Source organism: Mesorhizobium humile (genome assembly GCF_033977215.1).
GTDB lineage: Bacteria > Pseudomonadota > Alphaproteobacteria > Rhizobiales > Rhizobiaceae > Mesorhizobium > Mesorhizobium humile.
Genome location: NZ_JAVIIV010000004.1, coordinates 64004 through 86914 on the forward strand (window position 1 = coordinate 64004; position 22911 = coordinate 86914).

The window sequence follows — 22911 nt, forward strand, 5'->3', positions numbered from 1 at the left end:
AGCTAAGGTGCGAGGAGCTGGAGATAGTGCGATGCCCCTTGAGACGACACGCTTCGATATTCTTGATTATCTCAAGACCCCCGAAGACCGCCTGGCTTTTATCGAGACGGCATTTGAGGATGGCGAGTCCGTCGGTGTCGCCCATACCCTAAGCAGTGTGGCACGCTCTATCGGCATGAATGCCGTTGCAAGAAAAGCTGGAATGACACCGGAGGCGCTTGACGAGGCTTTGAGCGACAGCGACCCACCGCTCAGTACATTGCTGGCGGTGCTCAAGGCGTTAGGCCTACAGCTTTATGTGAAGCAGGGTTGATACGACGGCAACGTTGCATTCCTTCACACCCCCCTCTGTCCTGCCGGACATCTCCCCCGCAAGGGGGGAGATTGGATGTCGCGACCGCTTTCGCCAATCATCGACGTTGCAGGAAAGGCGCCGTCGGCGGAGCTGCTGATCTCCCCCCTTGCGGGGGAGATGGCCGGCAGGCCAGAGGGGGGTGCTGTCCCGCCGACGTCACCGATTCGTCCCGTTCCACTCGATATCCCGCGTCGACGCCGACTGCAGGCTGATCCCTTGGCGCAACGCCACGCCCGCGATCTCCGCTAGCGCCGCCCATTGCGCCCTGACCGGCGCTGAATCGCCAGGCCAATCGAGCAACTCCTCGCCCTCGCGCATCGCCTTGCGAAAGTGGGCGAGGCCGCCTGAACGCAGCGCCGCCGGCAATCCATAAATCCACATCGCGAGTTGCACTGTTTGCGGCGCGGTGACGTCGGGCGTGACTTCCGGACCCTCGCCGAGCGCGGCATCCACGAAGCGCGCCGGATCGCGGAAGAAATGCAGGCCGCTCACGGCGCGCGGGTTGCATTCGAGCGGCAGCACGCGGCCATCCGCCTCGCGCATCAGGTCGAAGGAGATCTGCCCGGTCCACGCGGTGCCCGCGACGACGCGCTCGACAAGCTCGCGCGCGGCCGCGTCCTCGACCCGCTCGAAGAAGATGCCGGCACCCTTGCCGGCGCGATAGAGTGAGCGGTAGAGCGCCAGCGCCTTGAGCTGACCGTCGCGCGCCACCGCATAGGCGCTGATCTCCTCGCCCTCGACGAAACGCTGCGCCACCCAGGGCATGGCGGGCGAGGGCGCGATCGCATCGAGGAAATCCGGCGTCGGACGCAGCAGAACGTGGCTGGCGAAGCGCGACCAGACCGGCTTGAACACCAGGTCGCGCGAGCGGCCACGCACCGCCTCCAGATCGTCGCGGGAATTGAGAAGCGTGGTCTCCGGCACCGCCAGGCCAAGCTGTTCAGCCAACCGGATGAAGCCGTGCTTGTTGTGAACCTGCGCCAGCAACCCGAGATCGGGGGCGAACACTCTTGTCGGCATGGTCCTGCCGCGCCAGGCGAGCGCAAGGTGAAAGACTTCCTCGCAGGTCGGGATGACGAGGCCGATGCCCTCAGCCCGTATCAGCGCCTCCACCGCGTCGGCATAGCTCCGCGGCTCGAAGCGCGGCGGCGGCAATCGATGATAGCGCGCGCAGGCCTTGCTCGCCGCCGCGATGGGCCGTGCCGGCGTGTCGGCCAGGATAACCCTATGACCCGCGCCGTGGAGAAGGCGCGCCAGATGCAGCGCCACCGGCGCGCGTGCCCCGGTAATCAGCACTGTCTCGTTAGCCCCCGGCATCAGCTCATACGGTCATTTCAGCCGCGACGACCGTTGCGCGAAATCGCCGTGCTCGGCAATTGCGCTATTTCGCGCCGACAGAGATGCGTGTTTCCGTGTGGGGAGAGATTAGAACTTCGCCTTGAAGCGTTTCACCTTCCTGCTGGCGTAGTCGCCATTGCGCAGGTCCGATTTGCCGTGTCGGTCCCTGAACTCATACCAATCTCCGTTGGCAGATTTGCGCTGGTAGATCACCTTGCCGGCCTGGCGATGCTCGAAGCAGCTCAAGGACGTCTTGGCGCCCCATGAGCCGTGCCAAGTTGCCCGGAAACACAGCTTGCCGCTACCGGGGATGAACCAGATACCCTCGCCGTAGCTCTTGCCACCTTGAGTGGACCAGGCCGTGAACTGCCGTTTCTGCACTGCAAAATATGCCGCGCCGTGATTGCCCCAGCGCCAGGAACGGTTCTTGTAGAGCTGATAGACGCCTTCGTCAGAAACGGCGGCGGCCTTCGCCGCCTTGTCGTCGATCCTGTTCGCGGCCTTGGCCATTGCCGCACCCTGCAGGCCGACAACAAAAACGGAGCAGGCGAGCGCCGCTCCGACAAACTTCCCCACTGCACTTTTCACGATTTTACTCCGCGGACTGATTACGCAACACTGTTCACCCACCACCGAGCCAGCTCGGCGGCAACCCACTTTAACACCTTTAGCTGGAGCCCGTCCCCACCTGACCGGGACGGGCATGCTTGCCATGCCCTATGGCAGGACGTGCTGCGTCACCCGCCAGTCGGGTAGCCCATAGCCTCCCAGCCACGGCCACACTTCTTTCTGGTTGAAGTAGACGACCGAGGTCAGGGCTGGGAACTCCGCGTAGGACTTGCGGGAATCATCCGCCCATTTCGAAACATAGTCCTGCTTGCCGACATAGCCGAGCTCGGCCACGACCACAGGCTTGTTGAACTTGGCCACGCGGTCGTAGCCCGGCTTCAACGTTTCCTCGAAGGTCCGGTCGCGGCCGACTTCGTCATTGTCCTTCTTCTGCAAGCCGAACACCGACAGGCCGATGACGTCGACGTAGTCGTCGCCGGGATAGTATTTTTCAAGGCCCTCGATACCCTTGGGCGACCACATGTATTTTGCTGCGGGCGCGGCCTTGCGGCAGAGATCAACCTCGCGCTTGTAGGCGGCGATCCAGTCCTTCGGCGCCCAGTTGGCCCAGGTAAAGCGGCCATTGGTGTCTTCCATTTCCTGGGCCCAGCGGATGGTGACCGGGCTCTTCATCTGCCCGACCAGGTTGCAGATCGCCTGCATGTTGGCGTCGTATTTGCCGCCCAATATGCCGTTGCGCAATTCAGGCGGTGTGATGCGCCAGTCCTTCGACCAGGTCCACGGCTCGATGGTGATCAGCAGCGAGCGGCCGCGTTGCTGCGCATAGGCGTCCGCCAGCGGCAGCGTCGACAAATCGACGTCTTCCCAAGGCAGGAACAATTCCTCGATGCTGGCCGACTTGTCATTGCTGAAATCGCCGTAAGGATCGTAGGAGCCGAACGCCGACGCGGCCGAGCTCGTCTTGATCGGGTCCGTCCCGGCCGGCGATCCGGCCGATGCCGGTAAGGCCACGCCGAGAATGAGCGCCGACACAAGCGCGGTTGCTGTGGAGAGTTTCATATCCGCCTCCCATGGCTTCAACATCCCGCCGGACCTTGAAGCTTGCCACGACGTGCCGACCCAAACCGGCACGCAAACCCAAATATCGGTCTGCCGACGTGAAATGCGGGTTTTCTGAGCGACTGGGACTGGCGCGTTTCACGCTGTGCCGTCCACTATTGCGGTCTCCCAAGCCCTATACCTGGACTTTGAGACGATGTCGCCGCGATACTCACAAATTCGCGTCAACGTTACGATATTAACCCTTCCTCATATAAGAGCCTATGCTCGATCAGAGTCAAGCGCAATTAACCGTTACTTAACCTTATCGCCGCCGGCATGGTTAATAACGGAGATAGTCTGCCGCCCGGCGTGGGGATGGTGCTTGTTCAAAGCCGGCAAAGGTTGGCCGCCACGGCATCGCCCGGTAGGGCAAAAGGGTGTGGAGGCAAGGGGTTAGGTTAACCAGTTCCCAATAAGCTTGGTTAACGAAAGACTAATTTTGTTGACTCTGCATTAGCGCTCACTGATTCTATGGCGGGGTAAATGCGTTCGGCCGGCTTGGTCGGGCGAGCAGGGCGGCGGGTAGTATGGGCGTATCTGCGGATGCCGTTGTTGTCGGCGGCAAAACGAGGTCATTGGACCGGGCTGCCGAGGTTTCGACCGGACTTGGCCCCAAGGGTCCTTACCTTGTGCCTGTTCTTACCCCCCGCCAGGAACTGTTCTTGCGGCTGGGCCTCGGTTTCTGGTTCGTCACGCTGATCATCTTCTGGTCCTGGTGGCTGCGACCCGCGCATATCGACCATGTCGGGCCCTTTGCCTTCGCCACCATAGTGTTGGCCTGGCTCACCCTGATGCCGATGTATTTCCTGCTCAACGTCCATGCCTCGAGGAAGTCGTCGAAGCTGCACACGATCCCGAAGCGTTCGCGCGTCGCCATGGTGGTCACCAAGGCGCCGTCCGAGCCCTTTGCGGTGGTCCAGCGTACGCTGGAGGCGATGCTGGCGCAGGACTATCCGCATGACACCTGGCTTGCCGACGAGGATCCCGGCGAGGAAACGATTGCCTGGTGCGACGCGCATGGCGTGCTGATTTCGACGCGCCGCGGCCGCGAGGACTACCACCGCAAGACCTGGCCGCGGCGGACCCGCTGCAAGGAAGGCAATCTGGCTTTCTTCTATGATCACTACGGTTACGAGCGCTACGACTTCGTCGCCCAGATGGACGCCGACCACGTGCCCACGCCGACCTATCTGAGGGAAATCCTCTATCCATTCGCCGACCCCGGCGTCGGCTATGTCTCGGCGCCCAGCATCTGTGACAACAATGCCGACGAAAGCTGGGCGGCCCGTGGCCGACTGTTCCCGGAAGGCATGTTCCACGGCCCCTTGCAGTCCGGCCACACAGGCGGCGGCGCGCCACTCTGCATCGGTTCGCACTACGCCGTCAGGACGCGGGCGTTGCGCGAGGCGGGCGGCCTTGGCCCGGAACTGGCCGAGGATCATTCCACCTCGATGCTGATCAACGCCGCCGGGTGGCGCGGCGTGCATGCCATCGACGCCATCGCCAACGGCGATGGCCCGCAGACCTTCGCCGATCTCGTCACCCAGGAATTCCAGTGGTCGCGCAGCCTGGTGACGATCCTGCTCGAATACACGCCGAAATACTTCGCCAAGCTGACGCCGCGGCTGAAGTTCCAGTTCCTGTTCTGCCAGCTCTGGTATCCGCTGTTCGCGGTCTTTGCGCTGATGATGTATGTGATGCCGATCTATGCGCTGTTCACGGGGCGCAATTTCGCCAACGTCATGTATGCCGAATTCGTCTTCCACTATGCGCCGAATTCGGTGGCGCTGGTCGGGCTGGTGATCATGCTCAAGGCCTTCGGCCTGTCGCGGCCGACGACGGCAAAGACGCTGAGTTGGGAAGGCACGCTGTTCCTGTTCTTCGCCCGCTGGCCGTGGGTGCTCTGGGGCACGCTGTCGGCTGTGCGCGACTATATCACCAGATCCTTCGTCGATTTCCGCGTCACGCCGAAGGGCAGCGGCCCGAAGCAGCTGCTGCCCGCGCGCGCTTTCGCGCCCTATGTCGTGCTGGCGATTGGCGCGGCCCTGCCGGTGCTGCTGGTCAAACATCCTTTCGATGCCACCGGCTTCTACTGGTTCGCCGCCTTCAATGCCTTCCTCTATGGCCTGCTCGTCACGGTGATCATTGCCAGGCATGTTCGTGAGAACGGGATTTCGCTGCGCGCCAACGCCGCGAAACTCGCCCTGCATGCTTGTCTCGCGCTGATCGCGCTCGGCGTCCCGATCGCGGGTTTCTACGATCGCGGGCTTGAGGGTATCTATGGGTTGCAGCAGGGGGCCGGCGGTTTTCGCATCGTCAGGATCGCCTATGTGATATCCGGCGCCGGCATGGGCGACATCGGCTCGCGCAATTTCTATTTCGAGCCCGGCTGGGACAACAACTCCAGGTAGCTCGTTGGCACGAGGGCCGATGAAAATGCATAACCAGTCCGTGGACAAAATGCGCTTTGCCCGCGCCAGTTCGATTGTCGTCTTCACCGTGCTGTTTGCGTGGCTGCTTCTCGGTGCTTTCCGAAGCATGGTCGTCGACCCGCAGACAACGCTTCAAGGGTTTCTGAAAGCGGTTCCCCTCGGGGTGGCCTCAAGCTACCACGACCAGATTTTCCTCGCGAGCCTGACCGCGGTCGCTCTGTCGTGCCTGTTTGCCGCGAAAGCCAGCCGATGGGCAACTGGCGCTATCCTCGCTCTGTTCTACTCTGCGCTGGTCGTCTCGATCTGCTGGGGATTCGCAAACATCAATCTGGTCAAAATCCTGGGTGAGCCGTTCACCTTCCAGTGGCTGGTCTACGGCGATTTTCTCCAGAATGAGGACGCCAAGAATGCAATGGGGGATGCGTTCAACCTGTTCGATCTCTCGATCATATCCATCTCGGGGCTGTTGACGCTTGCCCTCGGGCAGGCGGCCGCCCGACTTTCACTCAAGCTTGCGCCGATGATCCAACGGGTCGTGCTTGCCGCGGTCGTCGTGTGTTTCGGCGCCGCGCTCTACAGCACGCGCTCCTACGTGACGGCGGAAGCCCTGCCGGCCGCGAAGATCGAGAACCCGATCGTCCATTTCGCGGAATCGGCCATGTTCAACGAGACGCCCGTCGTCCTGACCATGAAGACGAGCACCGACAACACCGATGTCGCCACGGTCGGTGAACGTCCGCCCGAAACATCGCGCTTCAAGGCGCCTTCACCGAATTCGATAAAGAACGTGCTTGTTTTCATGATGGAATCGGTGCCCGCGCGATATGTGGAGACCTTCGGAGGCAAGTATCCTGTCACGCCGACCATAAAGAGATATGCCGATAGATCGATTCGCTTCGACAATATCTATGCGAATGCGCCGTCCACCAATTATACGTTATTCTCGCTGTTTAGCTCGATGTACAACGACATTTCGTACTACGGAATGACGTACAGTCACCCATACCTCCGGCTAGATTCTATCTCCAATACGTTGTCGACAAGCGGCTTTCGCACGGCCTTCTTCTGGAGTGCGGATTCACGCTTCCAGCGCGTCGATGAGTTCCTGCTCAATAAAGGTCTTGACGTCGTCCAGGATTTCAGAGGGCAGAAGTGTGCCGAGCCTACATTCAAGCTCAGTACGAAGGAATGGAAGAATTTCGACTACATCAGCGACTTCTGCTCCGCGCAATCGATCTCCGACTGGATGAATGCCGATCCGGAGAAGCCGTTCTTCGGCATCATGTTCACGGCGATGACCCACTACCCCTACATCGTCAACAATCCCATGTTCTCGGCGCGCGCACTCTCATCCGTATCCGGCACTGAGACGCACTATGCCGACGACGAGAAGTTCAATGCATATCTCAATGCGTTGAAGATAGGCGATGCAGCACTCGGAAATGTCCTCGATTCCCTCGATCGGTCCGGCAAGCTGGATTCGACGCTCGTGGTCATCTTGGGAGACCATGGCGAGGCGTTCGGCGAACATGGCACCTACGTCCATGCCAGCGCGCTCTACGACGAGAACGTCCATATACCACTCATCATGATCAACAGGCATCTGTTCCATGGCGACCTCGATCATTCGGTCGGCGGGATCATCGACATCGCGCCCACGATCCTCGACATCCTTGGCCATCCGCTTCCGAAGTCATGGCAGGGCCGCAGTCTGTTCAGCGAACAGCGCCCGAACAGGACATTCTTCTTTGCGCCTTGGAACGGATATCAGTTCGGCTATCGCCAGAACGACAGCAAGGTCCTCTTCAATTCCTCCACTGGGAAGCTCGAACAATATGATCTCAAGTCCGATCCCGGTGAAAAGGCCAATCTTTTCACCGGTGACGTGGGCGCCCGCGACGCCTTGATCCAACCGATCGCACGATGGGTGCAGTCGCAGAGGCGTCGAGTTGCCGACATGGTTGCCTTCCAGAAGAAAGACACCTCACGTTGCGCCGCTACCAATATCGAGTTCGACGCTGCCGGCACGAACTATCGGGGACCACCGACGCTTGACGTCCTGGTCAACGGCAAGGTCATCAGCCGGTTGGATGTCCCGGGCAAGGAGAGCACGGCATCGACACCCCAAGCCATCGTCAAGGAGCTGCAGGAGGCTTCCTCCCATACCACGCCATTTGACGTCGATATCAGCAGCGTGCCGGATCCCCAGAGGATCGAGCTTCGCTTTGTAAACGACCTTTGGGCCGGAGACGCAAAGGGCGGTGACCGCAACATTTTCATCAAGGATGTCAAAATAAACGGACAAGTACAGGCTACCGCCAAGCTCCATATCGAGGAGAAAGATGCAGGCTCCATCGACGACATCGGAGCCAGCCTCTACGGCAATGGTGCGATATGGTTCGATGGTCCGTTCGTCGAGGCCTGTCGCTAGAACAATTGTTCGCGCAACGGCCGGGTCGCCTTGCGCAATAGTTCAAATTTGAATCGTATCCGATGTTGCGCCGCAAGATCGCGCTCATCATGTCGTTTGCGCGAAATTTAATAAGTACCGTCTAATATTAAGCCACGATGCGGATGGCTTCTGGCCGTTCGCGCCGCGCGAAGGCCAAGGAAAGAGAAGTATATCCGCGCTGAAGAAACGCCTATTTCGTGGCAGGGGACGAGAATGAATAATTTCATGAATGCAGAAGTGACTATCGGCAAAAGGTATGCTTGCGCCATTGTCGCCATTGCACTGGCCTCGATGGTGTCCGGTTGCCAGAGCATGGACACGATGAAGACCAGTTCGGTCGGCATCACCCCGGCAGCCCACATCGCCGCCAAGAAGGTGCGATACCTCAAGCAGCAGCGCTTGCATCGCGTTCACCGCAAGTCGCTGACGCAGATGTCCAGTGTGATGCGCATCCGCGAGGAGGCCTATGCCGCCTTCGTGCGGCCGCAGCGTGCTCGCCTGCCCGTGCCGGTCAAGATTTCCTACAACATGGGCGGCGTCGGTCCGCTGCTTGGCCACTCGCCGTGGATCTGCGGCCCGAGCGGCTTCGGTCAGCGCTCGGCCTGCCGGGCGCGCTAAATTAGGCCGGGCAGTTTCGCAGCCCCGGTGTCACGACGTGATCGTGGCGCACGGGCACGGTTCGCCGTCAGCGTGCCACCTCTTGCCCTCCGGTCGCCCGCGCGTTGCGGTGCCGGCGGACGGGCGGTGGGAAATCATTTCCGGCGCGGCGTCGCCTTGACGGCCGCCGGCTTGCTCGGCCAATGCCAGCCGTCGCCTTCGCCATGCGAGGGCTGTGGCCGCGCCACATAGGCGAGCGCGCCATTGGCCTCGAGATAGACTCTCGACAGCATTTCGGCGAGCACGCCCGACGTCACCGCCTGCAGCCCGGCGATCACTAGGAAGAAGCCGGTGATGAGCATCGGCCTGGTGCCGATATCCTGTCCCCAGAAAACCTTGATCGCAAACAGATAGGCAAGGATCAGCGAGCCAAGCACGCCGAGCACGATGCCGATGCCGCCGAAGAAATGTCCGGGCCTGGTGCGGTAGCGCAGGAAGAAGAACATGAAGACGAGGTCCAGCACCACGCGGAAGGTGCGCGAGATGCCGTATTTCGACTGGCCGTGGATGCGGGCGTGATGCGTCACCACTTCTTCGGAGATGCGGCGCGGCGTCGTCACCGTCGCGAGCCACGCCGGGATGAAGCGGTGCATCTCGCCATAGAGCCGCACGCTGCGGATGACGCTGCCGCGGAACACTTTCAGGCTGCAGCCATAGTCCTTGAGCTTAACGCCGGTGACGCGCGCGATCAGCCTGTTGGCGATGCGCGAGGGCAGGCGCCGCATCCAGAACCCTTCCTTGCGGTCCTTGCGCCAGCCGGCGACCAGGTCGAGATCCTCGGTCAGCAGGCGATAGACCATGCGGGGAATGTCGAACGGATCGTTCTGCAGGTCGCCGTCGAGCGTCGCGATGACGTCGCCGCGCGCGACGTCGAGGCCGGCCTGCATGGCGGCGGTCTGCTTGTAGTTGCGCACCAGCTCCACGCCATGCACATGCGGCCCATATTGGGCCGCCAGCCGCCGGATCTCGGCGGGAGTGGCGTCGGTGCTGCCGTCGTCGACCAGCACCACTTCCCAGGGCTGGCTGTAGTTTTCCATCGCCTGATGGATCCGCACCAACAGCGGCTCGACATTGTCGGCCTCGTTGTACATCGGGATGACGATGGAGAGCTTGTGTTCGGGCATGACGGCGCCCTCGGGCAATCCGGAAGCCGGAATGGGAAGCACGTTCATGGCGGTCATTTCCTTGCCGGTCCCGCCGTCGGGGTTTCCGGCAGCGTCGATTTCGAGGGAAACAGCCAGGCGATCGCACCGGTTGCGACCGCCGAGCAGAGGATGAAGAGATGCAGCGCCAGCGCCGCCTGCAGGCCGTCCTTCATGGCGATGCCGGAATAAAGCAGTGCCGCCGCCGCGCCCGCCTCATAGGTGCCGAAGCCGGCGACGCCCTGTATCGGCAGGATGGCGGCCGCCTCCGCACCGACAGCACCGGGAAAGGCGGTCTGGAACGAGGTGTTAAGCAGCATGGCGAGCAGCCAGCCCTGCACGCCGAGCTTCAGCGCCCAGTTGGCGATCGTCCACCACCAGCCATAGCGCGAGCGTCCCGTCGCTTCGGTGAAGATGTCGCGCAATTTGCCGAACTTCGAGACGACCCCGCCGCCGGCCGTCCAGTTATGCGGCCCGCGTGCCCAGCGCGGCAGATACCAGGCGACGGCGATCAGCGCCGCGATGCCGGCGGCCCTGAGCGCCGGATGCAGGCCCGGCCAGACCAGGCAAGCCAGCACGCCGACGACGAAAGCGTCCTGCAGCCTGAACCATAGGAGCGAGGCGCTGGCGCGCGTGATCGATACCCCGAACACCTGGCGCAAGAGGATCGGGAAGGCCGTCTCGCCGCCGCGGAACGGCACGACGTTGATCATCGCATTGTGGATCAGGATGACGCGAAGCACGGCGCCGAAGCGGCCGTTCACGTCGTCGCGGAACTCGTCGCAGACGCGCAGCGCCCTGAGCACATAGGTGACGAACAGCGCCGCCGCGACCGCCGCGAAAGCGCCGGGCGTGATGCTGGCGAAGGCATCGCCGACCATCTTCCAGCGTTGGTCACTGGCAAGCCACGCCAGCAGCGCCAGAGTGACGACTATCGATATCGCTCGCTTCAACCAATTCTCCGATGGCGCCACCGCCGCGTTGGTGCGGCTTGTCCGGTGGCTCGACAATTCACGCCTTTATCGCGGATTGCTTCGCCGGCGCGCCTTGAGCGGCGCGCCGTCACGGGGCGCGTGATCCTATAGACCAGCATCGTATCCGAATCCACAAGCTTGGTCGCAGTCTTGCCAAGGTGGTCGATCATCCCGTCATGATGTTTTACGCCAGCATCGATGGATCAGGCAGCAACGACCTGTCGATCATCGCCCAAGGCATCAGCGCATGGGCGAGCGCGGCCGCATGCGCATGACCTCGTCCCAGCAGAGCGCGGTCAGCCTGTGCAGCGAAAACACCGTCACCATGTCGAACAGCGGGCGTCACCTGTCATCTAAGGCCGCGCCTCTGGTCGAAGTTGTTTTGACGCAACACATCGCCAAACAGCGTCACAACAACACAGGATTGTAATATCCGTGGTCAGCTAACGGTGTGCGGCGACCACTTAGACTTGGAATGAGTTGACATCGCAACGCGCGCCGCTGTTAATAAGTTCAAGGGCGCTGACCGCGCCGCCATCGGGCCGACAGGCCCGGGCATCGTGACGGATCGCGGAAAGCCCGAAGAAACTCTTCCAGATCATGATTCCTCGACCTGGCCTTGTCAGGGTCGAGAGGGGGCTATGGATATGCGAGCAATCATCGTGACGACAGCCAGGACCACTTTGCCATCCAAACCGGGTTCGGTCGCGCCGGGCAGGGGCGGCAAGCCTATCAGGCGCGTTTGGACGGTTTTGCTCATGGCCGTCTGCGGCCATCTTGCCTTGTTCAGCACCGCCGAAGCGACCAAGAGCAATGCGCCTGTCGAGGTGGCCGCCAAGCCGGACATCGCTCCGACGGCCTTCGAGTTGCAACTGCTCTACGCCGATCGCACTTGGAACTGGGAAAATGGCGCGGCCTATTTCGGGATGGATCGACACCTCCAGGCATGGACGGCTGGACAGGACTCATCCGCGGTCGCCGAGGGCCGCTGGCTGGTGACCGACACCGGCAAGATGTGCATGGAGCTTGCCTGGAGATCCAAAACATACAAGACCAAGCCGCGGCGCACCTGCTACAGTCACCGTGTCGAGAACGGCAATATCGAGCAGCGCAAGGACCCGGACGGCGCCTGGTACGGTTTCAAGCACGCCAAGGACGATCCCGCCGACGAACACAGGAAGTTCGAGGCGGGCAACACCAAGGGCGCGCAGTTCGATGAGACCCGCAAGCTCATCGACACCAAGGGCTAATGCATGCCGCTCAGCGGTCTGGGGCAACGACATGCATCAAAACAAAGACTTAAAGCGCGTCGCCTGAATCCGGTTCAGCGTGACGCGCTTTAGAGCAATTCCAGGAAAAGTGTGATCGGTTTTCCGTTCGGAATTGCGTAAAAACAAAGAGATAAAGCGTTTCGCCGTTTCCGTGAAACGGTGAAACCTTCTAGGGTCGAGGAAGGCGCAGGGTGAGCCCCGGGACCTCCAAAAATGGTGGCTCGCTGAGCCGGCCTTAGCCGAACTCAGCGAGCCCACGCCCCGACACATTACTCACAGGGCCGACCGCCGGCCTTGCGGGCCGGCGTTTCTGATTGACGTTCGCGCCACGCGGCACGCGCAATGCGCGCGGTAGGGCGGCCGAAGCGCCGGAATTGAGCAAGGCCGGGCCGAGCCCGAAGAAGGGGGCGGCCGTCCTGACGATGGTGTCGATGTCGGAAAGTTGTGCCACAAAGCCCAGCTGCTCGCGGGCAAGGCTGGGGTCGGCGAAAAGCCCTGCCGGGTCGCCAGGACGGCGCGCCTTGTACGTGACCGGGACCGGCCGCGATGCGATCCGCTCGACCGCCTCCATGATCTGCCTGATCGAGACCCCGCGGCCGGTGCCGAGGTTGGCCGCAAGGCTTTTGCCGCCGGCCTCGAGATGCTGCAGGGCCTTGAGATGCGCCCGGGCGAGGTCGCTGACATGGACGTAGTCGCGCACGCAGGTGCCGTCCGCGGTCTCGTAGTCGGTGCCGAAGACCTCGATCGCCTCGATCATGCCGGACGCCGCCATCAATACCCTGGGGATGAGGTGGGTTTCCGGCGTGTGCCATTCGCCAAGCTCGCCGTCGGGGTCGGCGCCGCTGGCGTTGAAGTAACGCAGGATTGCGTATTTCGTGCCGTAAGCCGAGGCATGGTCCCTGATGATCTGTTCGCCCATCAGCTTGCTACGGCCGTAAGGGCTGATCGGGTTCTGCGACGAGGTCTCGCGCACGGGCAGCGTCTCGGGCATGCCATAGGTCGCGCAGCTGGAGGAGAAGATGATGTTGCCGATGCCGTTCGCCCGCGTGGCCTCGAGCACGGCGATCGTGCCGGCGACATTGACCGAATAATAATCCGCGGGATCGCTGACCGACTCGCCGACATAGGCAAGCGCGGCGAAATGGATGACCGCCTGCGGCCGGTGGATGGCGATGGCTCGCTCGAGCGCGTCGCGGTCGCGGATATCGCCGACCACCAGTGGGCCCCAGGCCACCGCCTTCTCGTTGCCGCGGCTGAGATTGTCGTAGACCACGGGCAGATAACCGGCCGCGGCCAGTTGCTTGCAGGTATGGCTGCCGATGAAGCCTGCGCCGCCCGTCACCAGGATTGGGCGGCCACTCATAGCGCCAAAGCCTCGCCGGAGGACAAATGGCCTCCGCGGGAGGTCCCGGGCTGCTGGCGGCCCAGCAGGGCTTCGAAATAGCCGGCGGTGTAGGCCAGCCCCTCGCTCAGCGCGATCTTTGGCTGCCAGCCGAGCTGTTGCTCGGCAAAGGTGATATCGGGCCTGCGCTGCCGGGGATCGTCGACCGGCAACGGCCTGTGCACGATCCGCGAGCGGGAATTGGTGTAGTCGAGGACGAGTTCGGCCAGTTCCATGACGGTGAATTCGCCGGGGTTTCCGAGGTTGACCGGATGTTTCGGCGCCGCCGGCGACCGCATCAGCCGCACGAACCCTTCGATGAGGTCGTCGACATAGCAGAAGGAGCGCGTCTGCGTGCCGTTGCCATAGACGGTGATATCGTCTCCGCGCAGCGCCTGGACGATGAAGTTGGACACCACGCGTCCGTCATCGGGCTGCATGCGCGGCCCGTAGGTGTTGAAAATGCGCGCGACCCGGATATCGAGGCCGTAGGTTCGCGAATAATCGAAGAACAGCGTTTCGGCCGAGCGCTTGCCTTCGTCGTAGCAGGCGCGCGGGCCATGGGTGTTGACGTTGCCGAAATAGCCTTCGGGCTGCGGATGCACCAGCGGATCGCCATAGACCTCGGAGGTCGAAGCCTGGAATATCTTGGCGTTGTGGCGCCGGGCGAGTTCCAGAAGGTTGATCGCCCCTAGCACGCTGGTTTTGAACGTGTGGATGGGATCGGCCTGATAGTGGGGCGGCGAAGCTGGACAGGCAAGGTTGTAGATCTCGTCGACGGCGATATCCATCGGCAAGGTATCGACAACGTCGTGGCTGACGCAGGTGAAAGAGGCGTCTCGCGCGATGCCGGCTAGATTGTATCTTTTGCCGGTGTGGAAATTGTCCAGGGCGATGACTTCATAGCCGTCCGAAAGCAGCCGCTCGCACAAATGAGAACCCAGGAACCCCGCTCCGCCGGCGACCAGGGCCCGGCCACGATCGATACTCTTTCGACCCGACCGGACTGGTTTCAGAACTTTGATGACCTTATTCATGGCAACCTCGTACGCACACACGCTACCGCTCCGGGACGGGCCTTGCCCGACCAGGTCACAAAGGCGATTCCTCCGCATATGCGGAACCGCCTGCACTGATGTGCGTCGTAAGTTTCTGAGTTTTGCGGGGCTTGTTGCTCTACGGCTTGTCTCCGCCGCTAAGCGTCCCTTGCGCCCCTAAGTCGCGATCCACGAGTCGGTTGCCACCACCGCAGACTGCTCGCCCAAATTGCACACCCAACACATACAAAGATATACCTGTGTCGAGGGTAGTCAACTAAATTAGCGTTTCGTTAACCTCGCAGCTTAGCGAGTGGTTAACCGTGAAGGGTGTTCACCTGGTTCGTTAGCGATGAAAAGCTGCTTCCAGGCCGCCTTGTGACCGGAGCCGCGTTCCATCGAATTGCGCAAGCATGTCGGGAGAGGCCTTCGGCCTCATGCTCCGAGCCTCGAAGCAACACCACTAAGACGCGTGGTCGAAATTGTCTCGTCGTGTCTAGATGTTCTCGGCAGGCGCCCCGGCACTTCTAGCGAAGCAATGCGATTGCTGTCCAAAGCCGCTCGGGCCGCAGATAAAAGCAGCGTTCCCAAGATAAGGGTTGACCCTTACCACGGGGCGAGACAGGTTCTTTGTCAGGGTGGGTCGGGTTGGTTTCAAGTCGATCAAGGCGGCGTTGCCGCTTTGCGATACGTTGAATGTAGTCGACTGGCCGAAGTTGAAGTATTGGCAACCGGAAGTTGCCACCAACGTTCCCAAAACAAAAAGACGGGGCAGGGCCTTGGTCGGCATGCGAAAATTCTTGTTGGGGTAGGGCCGGCTTAAGCCGCGATAAGCCATGGGCATGAAGTAGTATCCCCTCAGCAAGTGGCGCTTATGTTCGAATCATTGATCAGCCACCCACCCAACTCATTATGGCAAAGCTGGTTAATTTAGCGATAGCTGTTTTGAGCTCTTCCACGGATTTTCTGTTGCCGCAAGAGGGTGGGACGCTTGAAGAGCGGACACGGGGCTGGCCGCGGCCAGAAAAAATGGCCCGCGTGGCCGCGGGCCATTTCGTCATCTCCGGTGTCTGGCGTCTGAGCCCTTACTGCCCGCCCATCTCTTTCTTGAACTGGTCGAAATCGACCTGCATGCCGTTGAAGATGGTGCTCCAGTGGCGCGTCAGCGCCGACATGGCGACGGCCTCCTGGATCTCCTGGTCGGTGGCGCCGGCGTGCTTGGCGTTCTCGGTGTCCGACCAGATGCAGTAGCTGCACGGGATCTGCGCCGCGACCGCCAGCGAGATCAGCGACTTTACCTTTGGTGTCAGCGCTGTCTTGTCGCTGAGCTCGATGGCCTTGACCTCGGCCCAGGCGCCGGGCAGACCGGCTTTCGGGAATTGTTTCACGAAGCTCGGCACGCCGCCCATCGTCGACTGGATATCCTTGAGGGCGGTGTCGTAATCATCGGCCCGGGCCGGCGCGGAAGCGAACACTGTGGCAAACACGCCCGCGGCGGCGATGAGCGAGGCGGAACGAAGGCAGGAATGCACGGTTGAGACGATGCGAATGACTGACATGATGTTCTCCTCTGGTTTTTGTTAGCCTTACGATGTAAGGTATGTGGAAGATGAACCTTACAGTGTAAGTTGTCAAGCGCAGCCATGGATGCATCGAGCAAAAAAAAGCGGCCCCGCGGAAAGCTGTCCCGCGAGATGATCGAGGACGCCGCCTTCGAGGTGATCGAGCGGGAAGGGCTTTCCGGCTTTTCGATGCGCAAGCTCGCCGCCAGGCTCGGCTGCGAGGCGATGAGCATCTACCACCACTTCCCCTCGCAGGCGCATCTCTACGAGGCGCTGGTCGACCGGCAGATGAGCGGGCTCGTCATTCCCGACGACAGCCTGCCCTGGCGCGAGCGGGCCCGCGTCGGCATGCAGGAGTTCCGCCGCGTCGCCACCGAGCATCCGGCCTTCGCGCCGTTCATCGTCGTCTACCGCATGAATTCGCCGCCCTGCCTCGCCAAGCTCAACGCCATCATCGGCCTGTTCGAGGATGGCGGCTTCGGCCCCGAGCTCAGCGCCCGCCTATTCCGCGCCGCCGGCTATTATCTGATGGGCGCGATCCTCGACGAGACGGCCGGCTACGCCAAGGGGCCTTCGGCGGTCACCACCGTCAGCGCCGAGCAGTTGGCGCGCGACTATCCGAGCGTCGTGAAGGCCGGTGCCTATTTCGGCACCGGCGGCTTCGACAAGACTTTCGAGCTTGGCCTGGAAATGTTTCTGGACGAGATGGAGCGGGTTCGCGAAGCTGCCCGAGACAAAAACCGCTCGTAAGGGCGGCAGCCGCCAGCCGAAAGAAAACAGCCAAGGGTTTGAATGCGCTTCCTCTCAGTCCTTCTCCTCATCGCCGGTGCCGCCATCGGCATCTTCTATCCCTGGGCGATGAGCAATTTTTCCGGCCATGCGATCGGCATTTACCGCGTCTATGAGGGCGGCCGCTTCCGGCCCGCCACCGTGCAACTCGCCGCAAGCGACGCTCCGGTGCGGGTGCTGGTCGACTTGACCGCGCGGGCCGAGCGCGTCGCGGGCCAGCAGCGCACGGTGCTGACGCTGACCGCGGCGAGCGGCGGCCGCACCGCGCTGGCATCGGCGCTCTCCTTCAATCACACCGACAATCCGCGCCAGGCCAGCCCGCAACTGCCCGACAAGATCTTTCGCGACGCGGCCGGCGTCATCGATAAGGTTACGCCCGGTCCTTACGTCTTCACCGTCGGCCCCGGCGATGCCGACGGCATCGACATGCGCGCGGTCGATCTCATCCTGCGCGCCGGCACCGGCTCGATCGACGAACGCGCGCAGCCGGCAGGCTATACGCTGATGGGTGTCGGCCTTGCCGGGCTGGTGCTGTCGCTGCTCTTTGGGCGCCGCGGCGGCGGCCGTCCGCAAAATCCCAATTCACAGCCGCCGCCGCGCTGGGGCCGCAACGGTTCGCCACGAGCATGATGCCGAAAAGTGTGAAGCGGTTTTCGGTCGACATCATGCTCCTTAGAGGTCGGCGCGCATGAACTATCGCCACGCCTACCACGCCGGCAATTTCGCCGATGTCGTCAAGCATGCCGTGCTCGCGCGCCTCGTCGAATATCTCAAGCAGAAGGACAAGGCGTTCCGCGTCATCGACACCCATGCCGGCATCGGCCGCTACGATCTTGCCTCGGTGGAGGCCGGCAAGACGGGCGAGTGGCAGGGCGGCATCGGCCGGCTGGCCGAGACGACGCTCGAGCCAAAAGCGGCGGTGCTGCTCCAGCCCTATCTGGAGGCGGTGCGCGCGCAAAATCCCGGCGGCGGCCTCAAGCGCTATCCCGGCTCGCCGCTGATCGTGCGCCATCTGCTGCGCAACCACGACCGGCTGACCGCGATCGAATTGCACCCCGCGGATGCATCTCGCCTGAAATCGGTTTTCGCCGGCGATTTCCAGGCAAGGGTGATCGAGCTCGACGGCTGGCTGGCGCTCGGCGCGCAGCTGCCGCCGAAGGAAAAGCGCGGCCTCGTCCTCATCGATCCACCCTTCGAGGAGGAGGGCGAGTTCTCCCGCCTCGTCGAGGGCCTGCAGAAGGCGCATCGGCGCTGGCCGGGCGGCATCTATGCGCTCTGGTACCCGATCAAGGATCGAAGGGCGGTGACCGCTTTCCGCGCGGCGCTGAAGGATACCGGCATCCCGAAGCTGCTCGACATCGCCTTCGAGATCCGGCCTGCCTCGGACGAGCCCAGTCTCGATGGCAGCGGGATGGTGGTGGTCAATCCGCCCTACACGCTGGAAGGCGAATTGAAGCTCCTGTTGCCCGCCCTCCACAAGGTGCTCGCCGTCCGGCAACCGTCGCGCTGGTCGCTCGAGTGGCTGGCGGGCGAGTAGGGTCGACCGCGCCGCTTAGAGCAATTCCAGGAAAAGTGCGTAGCGGTTTTCCGTCCGGAATTGCGTAAAAACAAAGACTTAGAGCGGTTCGGCGATTCCGTGAAACGCTCTAAGCCAGCGCCGTCGGCGTCACACCGGTCAGCCGCCGGCTTTCGCGGATCAGATGCGCCTGGTCGGCATAGCCGGCCTCGATGGCGAGCAGCGCGGTCGAGGCCTCGCCCTGCTGCCGCTGCAGGCGCCGGAAGCGGTGGAAGCGCAGGATGCGGTCGAGCGTCTTCGGGCCATAGCCGAAGGCGCCCTCGAAGCGGCGTCGCAGCGTCCGTTCGCTCATATGCAACTGGCGCTGCAGGAATGGAACCAGGGGCGTTTCCGGCGACAGGCCCTCGTCGAGGACACCAAAGGCCCGATCCATCTGCGGGTCGAGCGCATTGCCGCCTTCGGTGCGCATGCCGACCGTCTCTTCCAACTGCCGCAGCATGGCCGGCAGATCGGTCGCAGCCTTGATGCGATCCGACAGTTCGCGGGCACGCGTGCCCCATAATTCCTGGAGGTCCAGCCGCCCGCCGACGATTTCGCTGGCCGGCACGCCGAGCCAGCCGGCGGCCGCGCCTGGCCGGAAGCGGAAGCCGACGATCACCGCGCCGGCCGGCGGCGTCTCGATCTGCGGCTCCTTGTCCGGTCCGGCCACGCGGAAGCGGCCGTCGATCCATTGCAGGTCGATCGTCGCGTCAGGCGTGATGACGATGGGCGGAACGGCGCGCTCGTCCATGCGGTGGACCCAGATCGCCGAGAAGGCATCGGCCAGGCCTTTGCCGGCGGGCCGTTCCCGGAAGAAACCGGTTGTCTGCGCCAGGACCGGTTGCATCTCTTCTCCGATCTGCTCCGGCGGATGCCGGGTCGGTGCGGGTCATTTGGCCGAAATCTTCAAGGCCGGCCATGTCATCCATGGCAAAACAGACGCAACCTGATGGCGCCCATCGGCGCGTTTGCCAACCAGGTCCGATTTCGGACGTTGGTTTCGAATATAGAAAGGAGTGAGAGAAATGAAAGCTCGCATCACTGTATTGACGCTCGGCGTCGATGATCTGGAGGCCTCGCTCAAATTCTATCGCGACGGCCTCGGTCTGCCGACCGAAGGCATCATCGGCCGCGAATTCGAGCATGGCGCCGTCGCCTTCTTCGATCTCGCCGGCGGCCTGAAATTCGCCATCTACGAGCGCGCCAACATCGCCTGGGATGCCGCGGTGCCGCAGAGCGGCCGCAGCCCGACCGAGCTCACCATCGGCCACAATGTCGGCAGCGAGGCCGAGGTCGACGCGGTGATGGCCGAGGCCGTCAAGGCCGGCGCGCGCGTGGTCAAGCCGGCGCAGAAAACCTTCTGGGGCGGCTATGCCGGCTACTTCCAGGATCCCGACGACCATCTGTGGGAGGTCGTCTACAACCCGGCCTTCGTCCCCGAGGACTGAACAGAGCGACGCACGTCGTCGAAAGGAGGCCGCCATGCCTGTTCAAACCGTTCAAGCGCTTGGCGCTCTGCTCATCGGCGGCGTGTTCGTCTTCGCCGGCACCGAGCATTTCCTGAAATTCGGGGCGATGCGCGACTATCTAGCCGCGCAGAAATTTCCGGCTCCGGCCTTGATGCTGGCCGTCGGTTCGGCTGTCGAGATCATTGCAGGCTTCCTGCTTGCTGTTGGCATGGCCCGGCCCTTCGCCGCCGGGGCGCTGATCATCTTCACGCTGGCGACGAACCTCATGCTGCTGCGTTTCTGGGCCAGCGAGGAACCTGAGCGCCAGGTGCTGCGCAATGCGTTCCTGATCAACATCGCCGTCATTGGTGGGCTGCTGCTTGCCGGCACCATCTCAATGCAACTCAATTAGCCGGCGACTTTCGGAACGAAGTTTTGCGGGAACCATTGTTTTGCCGCCCGCTTGACCGCCGCCGAGCGAATCCGCACAGTGCGTGCAATCGATCCTGAGAGGCTGTCATGACTCGCTTCGCCCATTCCGCTCTTGCCGCGCTGGTTGCGCTGTCCACTCCCGTTGCCGCGCCGCTGGGCTTCACCCAGGCGGCTGAGGCCGCCGATCTGTCGACCTACAGCGGCGATGATGGCAGCGTCTGCGGCGAAAGCTGGGTGCTGAGCAAGATCACCGACCGCTTCTCCTACCAGGTGCATCACGTGCCGCATCTGCCTGACGTCGCGATCACCGATTTCCGCAACATCCGCCAGCATCGCTACGAGCCGGCGAGCGACGAATGGCCGATCGGCCGCCACTATTGCCGCGCCACCGTCAACCTGTCGGACGGCCGCGACCGCTCGATCTTCTACCTGATCGAGGAAGGCCAGGGCTTTGCCTCGATCGGCGACAATGTCGAATTCTGCGTCTCGGGTTTCGACCGCTGGATGGTCTACAACGGCCGCTGCCGCGTGCTGCGATAAGGGGAGAGGCGCTACCGCTGAAGCTGCCAATCTCCCCCCTTGCGGGGGAGATGCCCGGCAGGGCAGAGGGGGGTGCTGTCCCTCCAGCCTTGTTCGTTTGGCTTTTTACCAGCGACGACAACGCCCTTTGAACGGCGGTCTCAAAGCTCGGCGATCCTTCACACCCCCCTCTGTCCTGCCGGACATCTCCCCCGCAAGGGGGGAGATCGGATAATTGTGCTGGCCTCAGCCGATCGCTCCAGCCCGCGCCAGCAGCAGCTCACGCTCCCGCTCATTGCCGGTCAGCGCGGCGGCGCGGCGGAATTCGGCACGGGCTTCCTCTATCCGTCCGAGCTTGGCCAGAAGGTCGCCGCGCACCGTGGGCAACAGATGCGTATCCTTCAGGCGCGGTTCGTCCCGCAGCGCATCGGCGATCGCCAGTCCTTGCGCCGGCCCGAACGCCATGCCGGCGGCGACCGCCCGGTTGACCTCGACGATGGGCGAGGGAGCAGCCAGCGCGAGCGCCTGGTAATAGGCGGCGATGGCGATCCAATCGGTGTCGGCCGCGCTCACCGCGCGGGCATGGCAGGCGGCGATCATCGCCTGCAACTGATAGGGGCCGGGCGTCGGCGTGAGCGCCATCGCGTGTTTCAGCCCGTCGAGGCCGCGCTGGATCAGCGACCAGTCCCAGCGGCCGCGGTCCTGGTCGAGCAGCAGGATCGGGTTGCCCGCTCCATCGGTGCGGGCGCTGAAGCGCGAGGCGCCGAGCTCCATCAGCGACAGCAGTCCGATCGCCTCCGGTTGCTCCGGCATCAGCGCCACCAGCAAGCGGCCGAGGCGCAGTGCCTCGTTGCTGAGATCGGCGCGCAGCCAGTCCGGTCCGGAGGATGCGACATAGCCTTCGTTGAAGATCAGATAGATCACCTCCAGCACGGCGCCCAGGCGCTCGCGCCGCTCCTGCCCGCGGGGCGGCTCGAAGGTGATGCCGGCGTCGCGCAATGTCCGCTTGGCGCGCACGATGCGTTGGGCGACGGTGGCCTCAGGTACCAGGAAGGCGCGTGCGATCTCCGCCGTCGACAGCCCGCCCAGCATCCGCAGCGCAAGCGCCGCGCGCTGCTCGGCCGGCAGCGCTGGATGGCAAGACGTGAAGATCAGCCGCAACAGATCGTCGTCGATATCCTCGTCGAGCGCAGCCTCGACGTCGGGCATCGCGCGCTCCAGCTCGGTGAGATCGACGGCCAGCTGGCGATGCTTGCCGTCGATCAGCACGGTGCGGCGCAGCCGGTCGAGCGCCCGGTTGGTGCCGACCCTCGTCAGCCAGGCGGCAGGGTTGTTCGGTATGCCGTCGCGCGGCCAGCGCTCCAGCGCCTGAACGAAGGCATCCTGCACCACCTCCTCGGCCAGCCCAACATCGCGCAGCATGCGGGTGAGCCTGGCGGCGAGCTTCGGCTGCTCGATCCGCCAGACCGCCTCGATCGTCGCAGCCGTGGTCAATCCTTGAGCTCGTCGAACCCGTCGACGACCTTCTGGACGTCCTCGGGAAAATCGTTCATCTCGAAAACGCGCCGGACCTCGATGACGTCGTTCTCGCCGGCGGGGCAGCGGCGCGCCCATTCGACGGCTTCCTCGGGCGAGCGCACGTCGATCATCCAATAGCCGCCGAGCACTTCCTTGACCTCGGCGAACGGGCCGTCGGTGACAGTCGGCTTGCCGCCCTTGAAGGAAACCCGCGCGCCCGAGGACGGCGGATGCAGTCCGTCAAGAGCGAGCAAAACGCCGGCCCGCTTCAGCTCTTCATTGTATTTCATCATCGTCGCCACGGCCTCGGCTTCTGGCCTGACGTCGGGAGCCGCGGTGGCGTAGCCGCCGGGGATCATCAGCATCATGAAACGCATC

Annotated in this window: 24 protein-coding genes; 12 read left to right on the forward strand and 12 right to left on the reverse strand. The window is 62.9% G+C overall.

Going from position 1 to position 22911, the window contains the following annotated elements; translation table 11 throughout:
• Positions 1 to 31: 31 nt before the first annotated feature.
• The gene (locus tag RFM52_RS07895; protein ID WP_320296330.1) at positions 32 to 313 is read left to right on the forward strand and encodes an addiction module antidote protein; all 282 of its coding nucleotides are present in this window, start codon (positions 32 to 34) and stop codon (positions 311 to 313) included.
• Positions 314 to 511: 198 nt separating this feature from the next.
• On the opposite strand, the gene RFM52_RS07900 is transcribed toward RFM52_RS07895, so the two are convergent.
• From RFM52_RS07900 to RFM52_RS07910, 3 genes are all read right to left on the reverse strand, one after another.
• A complete protein-coding gene (locus RFM52_RS07900) occupies positions 512 to 1672 on the reverse strand; it encodes an ATP-grasp domain-containing protein (protein ID WP_320296329.1) in 1161 nt (386 codons plus the stop codon).
• A gap of 108 nt (positions 1673 to 1780) precedes the next feature.
• Positions 1781 to 2281 carry a DUF995 domain-containing protein gene (locus RFM52_RS07905; RefSeq protein WP_320296328.1) on the reverse strand — a complete coding sequence of 167 codons (501 nt, stop codon included), beginning with the start codon at positions 2279 to 2281 and terminating at the stop codon, positions 1781 to 1783.
• A 129-nt stretch (positions 2282 to 2410) separates the two neighbouring features.
• On the reverse strand, positions 2411 to 3322 hold the full coding sequence (locus tag RFM52_RS07910) for a glycoside hydrolase family 26 protein (RefSeq protein WP_320296327.1): 912 nt from the start codon (positions 3320 to 3322) through the stop codon (positions 2411 to 2413).
• A 569-nt stretch (positions 3323 to 3891) separates the two neighbouring features.
• Between RFM52_RS07910 and RFM52_RS07915 the strand changes: the two genes are divergently transcribed.
• The 3 genes from RFM52_RS07915 (at position 3892) to RFM52_RS07925 (ending at position 8866) form a co-directional block, all read left to right on the forward strand.
• On the forward strand, positions 3892 to 5775 hold the full coding sequence (locus RFM52_RS07915; protein ID WP_320296326.1) for a glycosyltransferase family 2 protein: 1884 nt from the start codon (positions 3892 to 3894) through the stop codon (positions 5773 to 5775).
• Positions 5776 to 5800: 25 nt separating this feature from the next.
• Entirely contained in the window at positions 5801 to 8227 is a 2427-nt protein-coding gene (locus tag RFM52_RS07920) for a sulfatase-like hydrolase/transferase (protein WP_320296325.1), read from the forward strand.
• Between the two features lie 234 nt (positions 8228 to 8461).
• The gene (locus RFM52_RS07925; protein ID WP_320327839.1) at positions 8462 to 8866 is read left to right on the forward strand and encodes a hypothetical protein; all 405 of its coding nucleotides are present in this window, start codon (positions 8462 to 8464) and stop codon (positions 8864 to 8866) included.
• 134 nt (positions 8867 to 9000) lie between these two features.
• On the opposite strand, the gene RFM52_RS07930 is transcribed toward RFM52_RS07925, so the two are convergent.
• Positions 9001 to 10077, reverse strand: coding sequence for a glycosyltransferase family 2 protein (locus RFM52_RS07930; protein WP_320296323.1), 1077 nt, complete (start codon positions 10075 to 10077; stop codon positions 9001 to 9003).
• A gap of 5 nt (positions 10078 to 10082) precedes the next feature.
• Positions 10083 to 11000 (reverse strand): lysylphosphatidylglycerol synthase domain-containing protein, encoded by a 918-nt coding sequence (locus tag RFM52_RS07935; protein WP_320296322.1) that lies wholly within the window; start codon positions 10998 to 11000, stop codon positions 10083 to 10085.
• Between the two features lie 268 nt (positions 11001 to 11268).
• Between RFM52_RS07935 and RFM52_RS07940 the strand changes: the two genes are divergently transcribed.
• On the forward strand, positions 11269 to 11451 hold the full coding sequence (locus RFM52_RS07940; protein WP_320296402.1) for a hypothetical protein: 183 nt from the start codon (positions 11269 to 11271) through the stop codon (positions 11449 to 11451).
• A 328-nt stretch (positions 11452 to 11779) separates the two neighbouring features.
• Complete coding sequence (locus RFM52_RS07945; protein ID WP_320296321.1) at positions 11780 to 12271, forward strand: DUF995 domain-containing protein; 492 nt, start codon at positions 11780 to 11782, stop codon at positions 12269 to 12271.
• Between the two features lie 256 nt (positions 12272 to 12527).
• Here the strand turns inward: RFM52_RS07945 and galE are convergent, their stop codons facing one another.
• From galE to RFM52_RS07965, 4 genes are all read right to left on the reverse strand, one after another.
• The gene (gene galE, locus RFM52_RS07950) at positions 12528 to 13655 is read right to left on the reverse strand and encodes a UDP-glucose 4-epimerase GalE (RefSeq protein ID WP_320296320.1); all 1128 of its coding nucleotides are present in this window, start codon (positions 13653 to 13655) and stop codon (positions 12528 to 12530) included.
• On the reverse strand, positions 13652 to 14710 hold the full coding sequence (locus RFM52_RS07955; RefSeq protein WP_320296319.1) for a UDP-glucuronic acid decarboxylase family protein: 1059 nt from the start codon (positions 14708 to 14710) through the stop codon (positions 13652 to 13654). Before RFM52_RS07955 ends, galE begins: the two co-directional genes overlap by 4 nt.
• Before the next feature lie 496 nt (positions 14711 to 15206).
• The gene (locus RFM52_RS07960; RefSeq protein ID WP_320296318.1) at positions 15207 to 15554 is read right to left on the reverse strand and encodes a hypothetical protein; all 348 of its coding nucleotides are present in this window, start codon (positions 15552 to 15554) and stop codon (positions 15207 to 15209) included.
• 241 nt (positions 15555 to 15795) lie between these two features.
• Positions 15796 to 16269: a carboxymuconolactone decarboxylase family protein gene (locus RFM52_RS07965; RefSeq protein WP_320296317.1), complete on the reverse strand. Its 474-nt coding sequence runs from the start codon at positions 16267 to 16269 to the stop codon at positions 15796 to 15798.
• Positions 16270 to 16404: 135 nt separating this feature from the next.
• Here RFM52_RS07965 and RFM52_RS07970 point away from each other — a divergent pair, with 135 nt between their 5' ends.
• From RFM52_RS07970 to RFM52_RS07980, 3 genes are read left to right on the forward strand one after another with little or no spacing between them, the layout of a single operon-like run.
• Positions 16405 to 17022, forward strand: coding sequence for a TetR/AcrR family transcriptional regulator (locus RFM52_RS07970; RefSeq protein WP_320296316.1), 618 nt, complete (start codon positions 16405 to 16407; stop codon positions 17020 to 17022).
• A 42-nt stretch (positions 17023 to 17064) separates the two neighbouring features.
• Entirely contained in the window at positions 17065 to 17691 is a 627-nt protein-coding gene (locus tag RFM52_RS07975; protein WP_320296315.1) for a hypothetical protein, read from the forward strand.
• Between the two features lie 58 nt (positions 17692 to 17749).
• Positions 17750 to 18598 (forward strand): 23S rRNA (adenine(2030)-N(6))-methyltransferase RlmJ, encoded by an 849-nt coding sequence (locus RFM52_RS07980; protein ID WP_320296314.1) that lies wholly within the window; start codon positions 17750 to 17752, stop codon positions 18596 to 18598.
• A 109-nt stretch (positions 18599 to 18707) separates the two neighbouring features.
• Here RFM52_RS07980 and RFM52_RS07985 read toward each other — a convergent pair whose 3' ends face one another.
• On the reverse strand, positions 18708 to 19463 hold the full coding sequence (locus RFM52_RS07985; protein ID WP_320296313.1) for an AraC family transcriptional regulator: 756 nt from the start codon (positions 19461 to 19463) through the stop codon (positions 18708 to 18710).
• 178 nt (positions 19464 to 19641) lie between these two features.
• Here RFM52_RS07985 and RFM52_RS07990 point away from each other — a divergent pair, with 178 nt between their 5' ends.
• From RFM52_RS07990 to RFM52_RS08000, 3 genes are all read left to right on the forward strand, one after another.
• Complete coding sequence (locus tag RFM52_RS07990; RefSeq protein ID WP_320296312.1) at positions 19642 to 20064, forward strand: VOC family protein; 423 nt, start codon at positions 19642 to 19644, stop codon at positions 20062 to 20064.
• Positions 20065 to 20098: 34 nt separating this feature from the next.
• Positions 20099 to 20476, forward strand: a complete 378-nt coding sequence (locus tag RFM52_RS07995) for a DoxX family protein (protein WP_320296311.1) — start codon at positions 20099 to 20101, stop codon at positions 20474 to 20476.
• Positions 20477 to 20583: 107 nt separating this feature from the next.
• Complete coding sequence (locus RFM52_RS08000) at positions 20584 to 21036, forward strand: hypothetical protein (RefSeq protein ID WP_320296310.1); 453 nt, start codon at positions 20584 to 20586, stop codon at positions 21034 to 21036.
• Between the two features lie 225 nt (positions 21037 to 21261).
• Here the strand turns inward: RFM52_RS08000 and RFM52_RS08005 are convergent, their stop codons facing one another.
• Both RFM52_RS08005 and RFM52_RS08010 read right to left on the reverse strand, forming a co-directional pair.
• A complete protein-coding gene (locus tag RFM52_RS08005; protein WP_320296309.1) occupies positions 21262 to 22509 on the reverse strand; it encodes an RNA polymerase sigma factor in 1248 nt (415 codons plus the stop codon).
• Positions 22506 to 22910, reverse strand: a complete 405-nt coding sequence (locus tag RFM52_RS08010) for a YciI family protein (RefSeq protein ID WP_320296308.1) — start codon at positions 22908 to 22910, stop codon at positions 22506 to 22508. The genes RFM52_RS08005 and RFM52_RS08010 overlap by 4 nt, the downstream gene beginning before the upstream one ends.
• Position 22911 lies beyond the last annotated feature (1 nt).

Excerpts from the sequence above, each read along its gene's own strand:
- RFM52_RS07900 (WP_320296329.1), bottom strand. The coding sequence starts at position 1,672 with ATGCCGGGGGCTAACGAGACAGTGCTGATTACCGGGGCACGCGCGCCG.
- RFM52_RS07955 (WP_320296319.1), bottom strand. The coding sequence starts at position 14,710 with ATGAATAAGGTCATCAAAGTTCTGAAACCAGTCCGGTCGGGTCGAAAG.
- RFM52_RS07985 (WP_320296313.1), bottom strand. The coding sequence starts at position 19,463 with ATGCAACCGGTCCTGGCGCAGACAACCGGTTTCTTCCGGGAACGGCCC.
- galE (WP_320296320.1), bottom strand. The coding sequence starts at position 13,655 with ATGAGTGGCCGCCCAATCCTGGTGACGGGCGGCGCAGGCTTCATCGGC.
- RFM52_RS07995 (WP_320296311.1), top strand. The coding sequence starts at position 20,099 with ATGCCTGTTCAAACCGTTCAAGCGCTTGGCGCTCTGCTCATCGGCGGC.
- RFM52_RS07930 (WP_320296323.1), bottom strand. The coding sequence starts at position 10,077 with ATGAACGTGCTTCCCATTCCGGCTTCCGGATTGCCCGAGGGCGCCGTC.
- RFM52_RS07980 (WP_320296314.1), top strand. The coding sequence starts at position 17,750 with ATGAACTATCGCCACGCCTACCACGCCGGCAATTTCGCCGATGTCGTC.
- RFM52_RS08000 (WP_320296310.1), top strand. The coding sequence starts at position 20,584 with ATGACTCGCTTCGCCCATTCCGCTCTTGCCGCGCTGGTTGCGCTGTCC.
- RFM52_RS07975 (WP_320296315.1), top strand. The coding sequence starts at position 17,065 with ATGCGCTTCCTCTCAGTCCTTCTCCTCATCGCCGGTGCCGCCATCGGC.
- RFM52_RS08010 (WP_320296308.1), bottom strand. The coding sequence starts at position 22,910 with ATGCGTTTCATGATGCTGATGATCCCCGGCGGCTACGCCACCGCGGCT.
- RFM52_RS07910 (WP_320296327.1), bottom strand. The coding sequence starts at position 3,322 with ATGAAACTCTCCACAGCAACCGCGCTTGTGTCGGCGCTCATTCTCGGC.
- RFM52_RS07895 (WP_320296330.1), top strand. The coding sequence starts at position 32 with ATGCCCCTTGAGACGACACGCTTCGATATTCTTGATTATCTCAAGACC.
- RFM52_RS07925 (WP_320327839.1), top strand. The coding sequence starts at position 8,462 with ATGAATAATTTCATGAATGCAGAAGTGACTATCGGCAAAAGGTATGCT.
- RFM52_RS07940 (WP_320296402.1), top strand. The coding sequence starts at position 11,269 with ATGGGCGAGCGCGGCCGCATGCGCATGACCTCGTCCCAGCAGAGCGCG.
- RFM52_RS07945 (WP_320296321.1), top strand. The coding sequence starts at position 11,780 with ATGGCCGTCTGCGGCCATCTTGCCTTGTTCAGCACCGCCGAAGCGACC.
- RFM52_RS07960 (WP_320296318.1), bottom strand. The coding sequence starts at position 15,554 with ATGCCCATGGCTTATCGCGGCTTAAGCCGGCCCTACCCCAACAAGAAT.
- RFM52_RS07920 (WP_320296325.1), top strand. The coding sequence starts at position 5,801 with ATGCATAACCAGTCCGTGGACAAAATGCGCTTTGCCCGCGCCAGTTCG.
- RFM52_RS07915 (WP_320296326.1), top strand. The coding sequence starts at position 3,892 with ATGGGCGTATCTGCGGATGCCGTTGTTGTCGGCGGCAAAACGAGGTCA.
- RFM52_RS07970 (WP_320296316.1), top strand. The coding sequence starts at position 16,405 with ATGATCGAGGACGCCGCCTTCGAGGTGATCGAGCGGGAAGGGCTTTCC.
- RFM52_RS07990 (WP_320296312.1), top strand. The coding sequence starts at position 19,642 with ATGAAAGCTCGCATCACTGTATTGACGCTCGGCGTCGATGATCTGGAG.
- RFM52_RS07965 (WP_320296317.1), bottom strand. The coding sequence starts at position 16,269 with ATGTCAGTCATTCGCATCGTCTCAACCGTGCATTCCTGCCTTCGTTCC.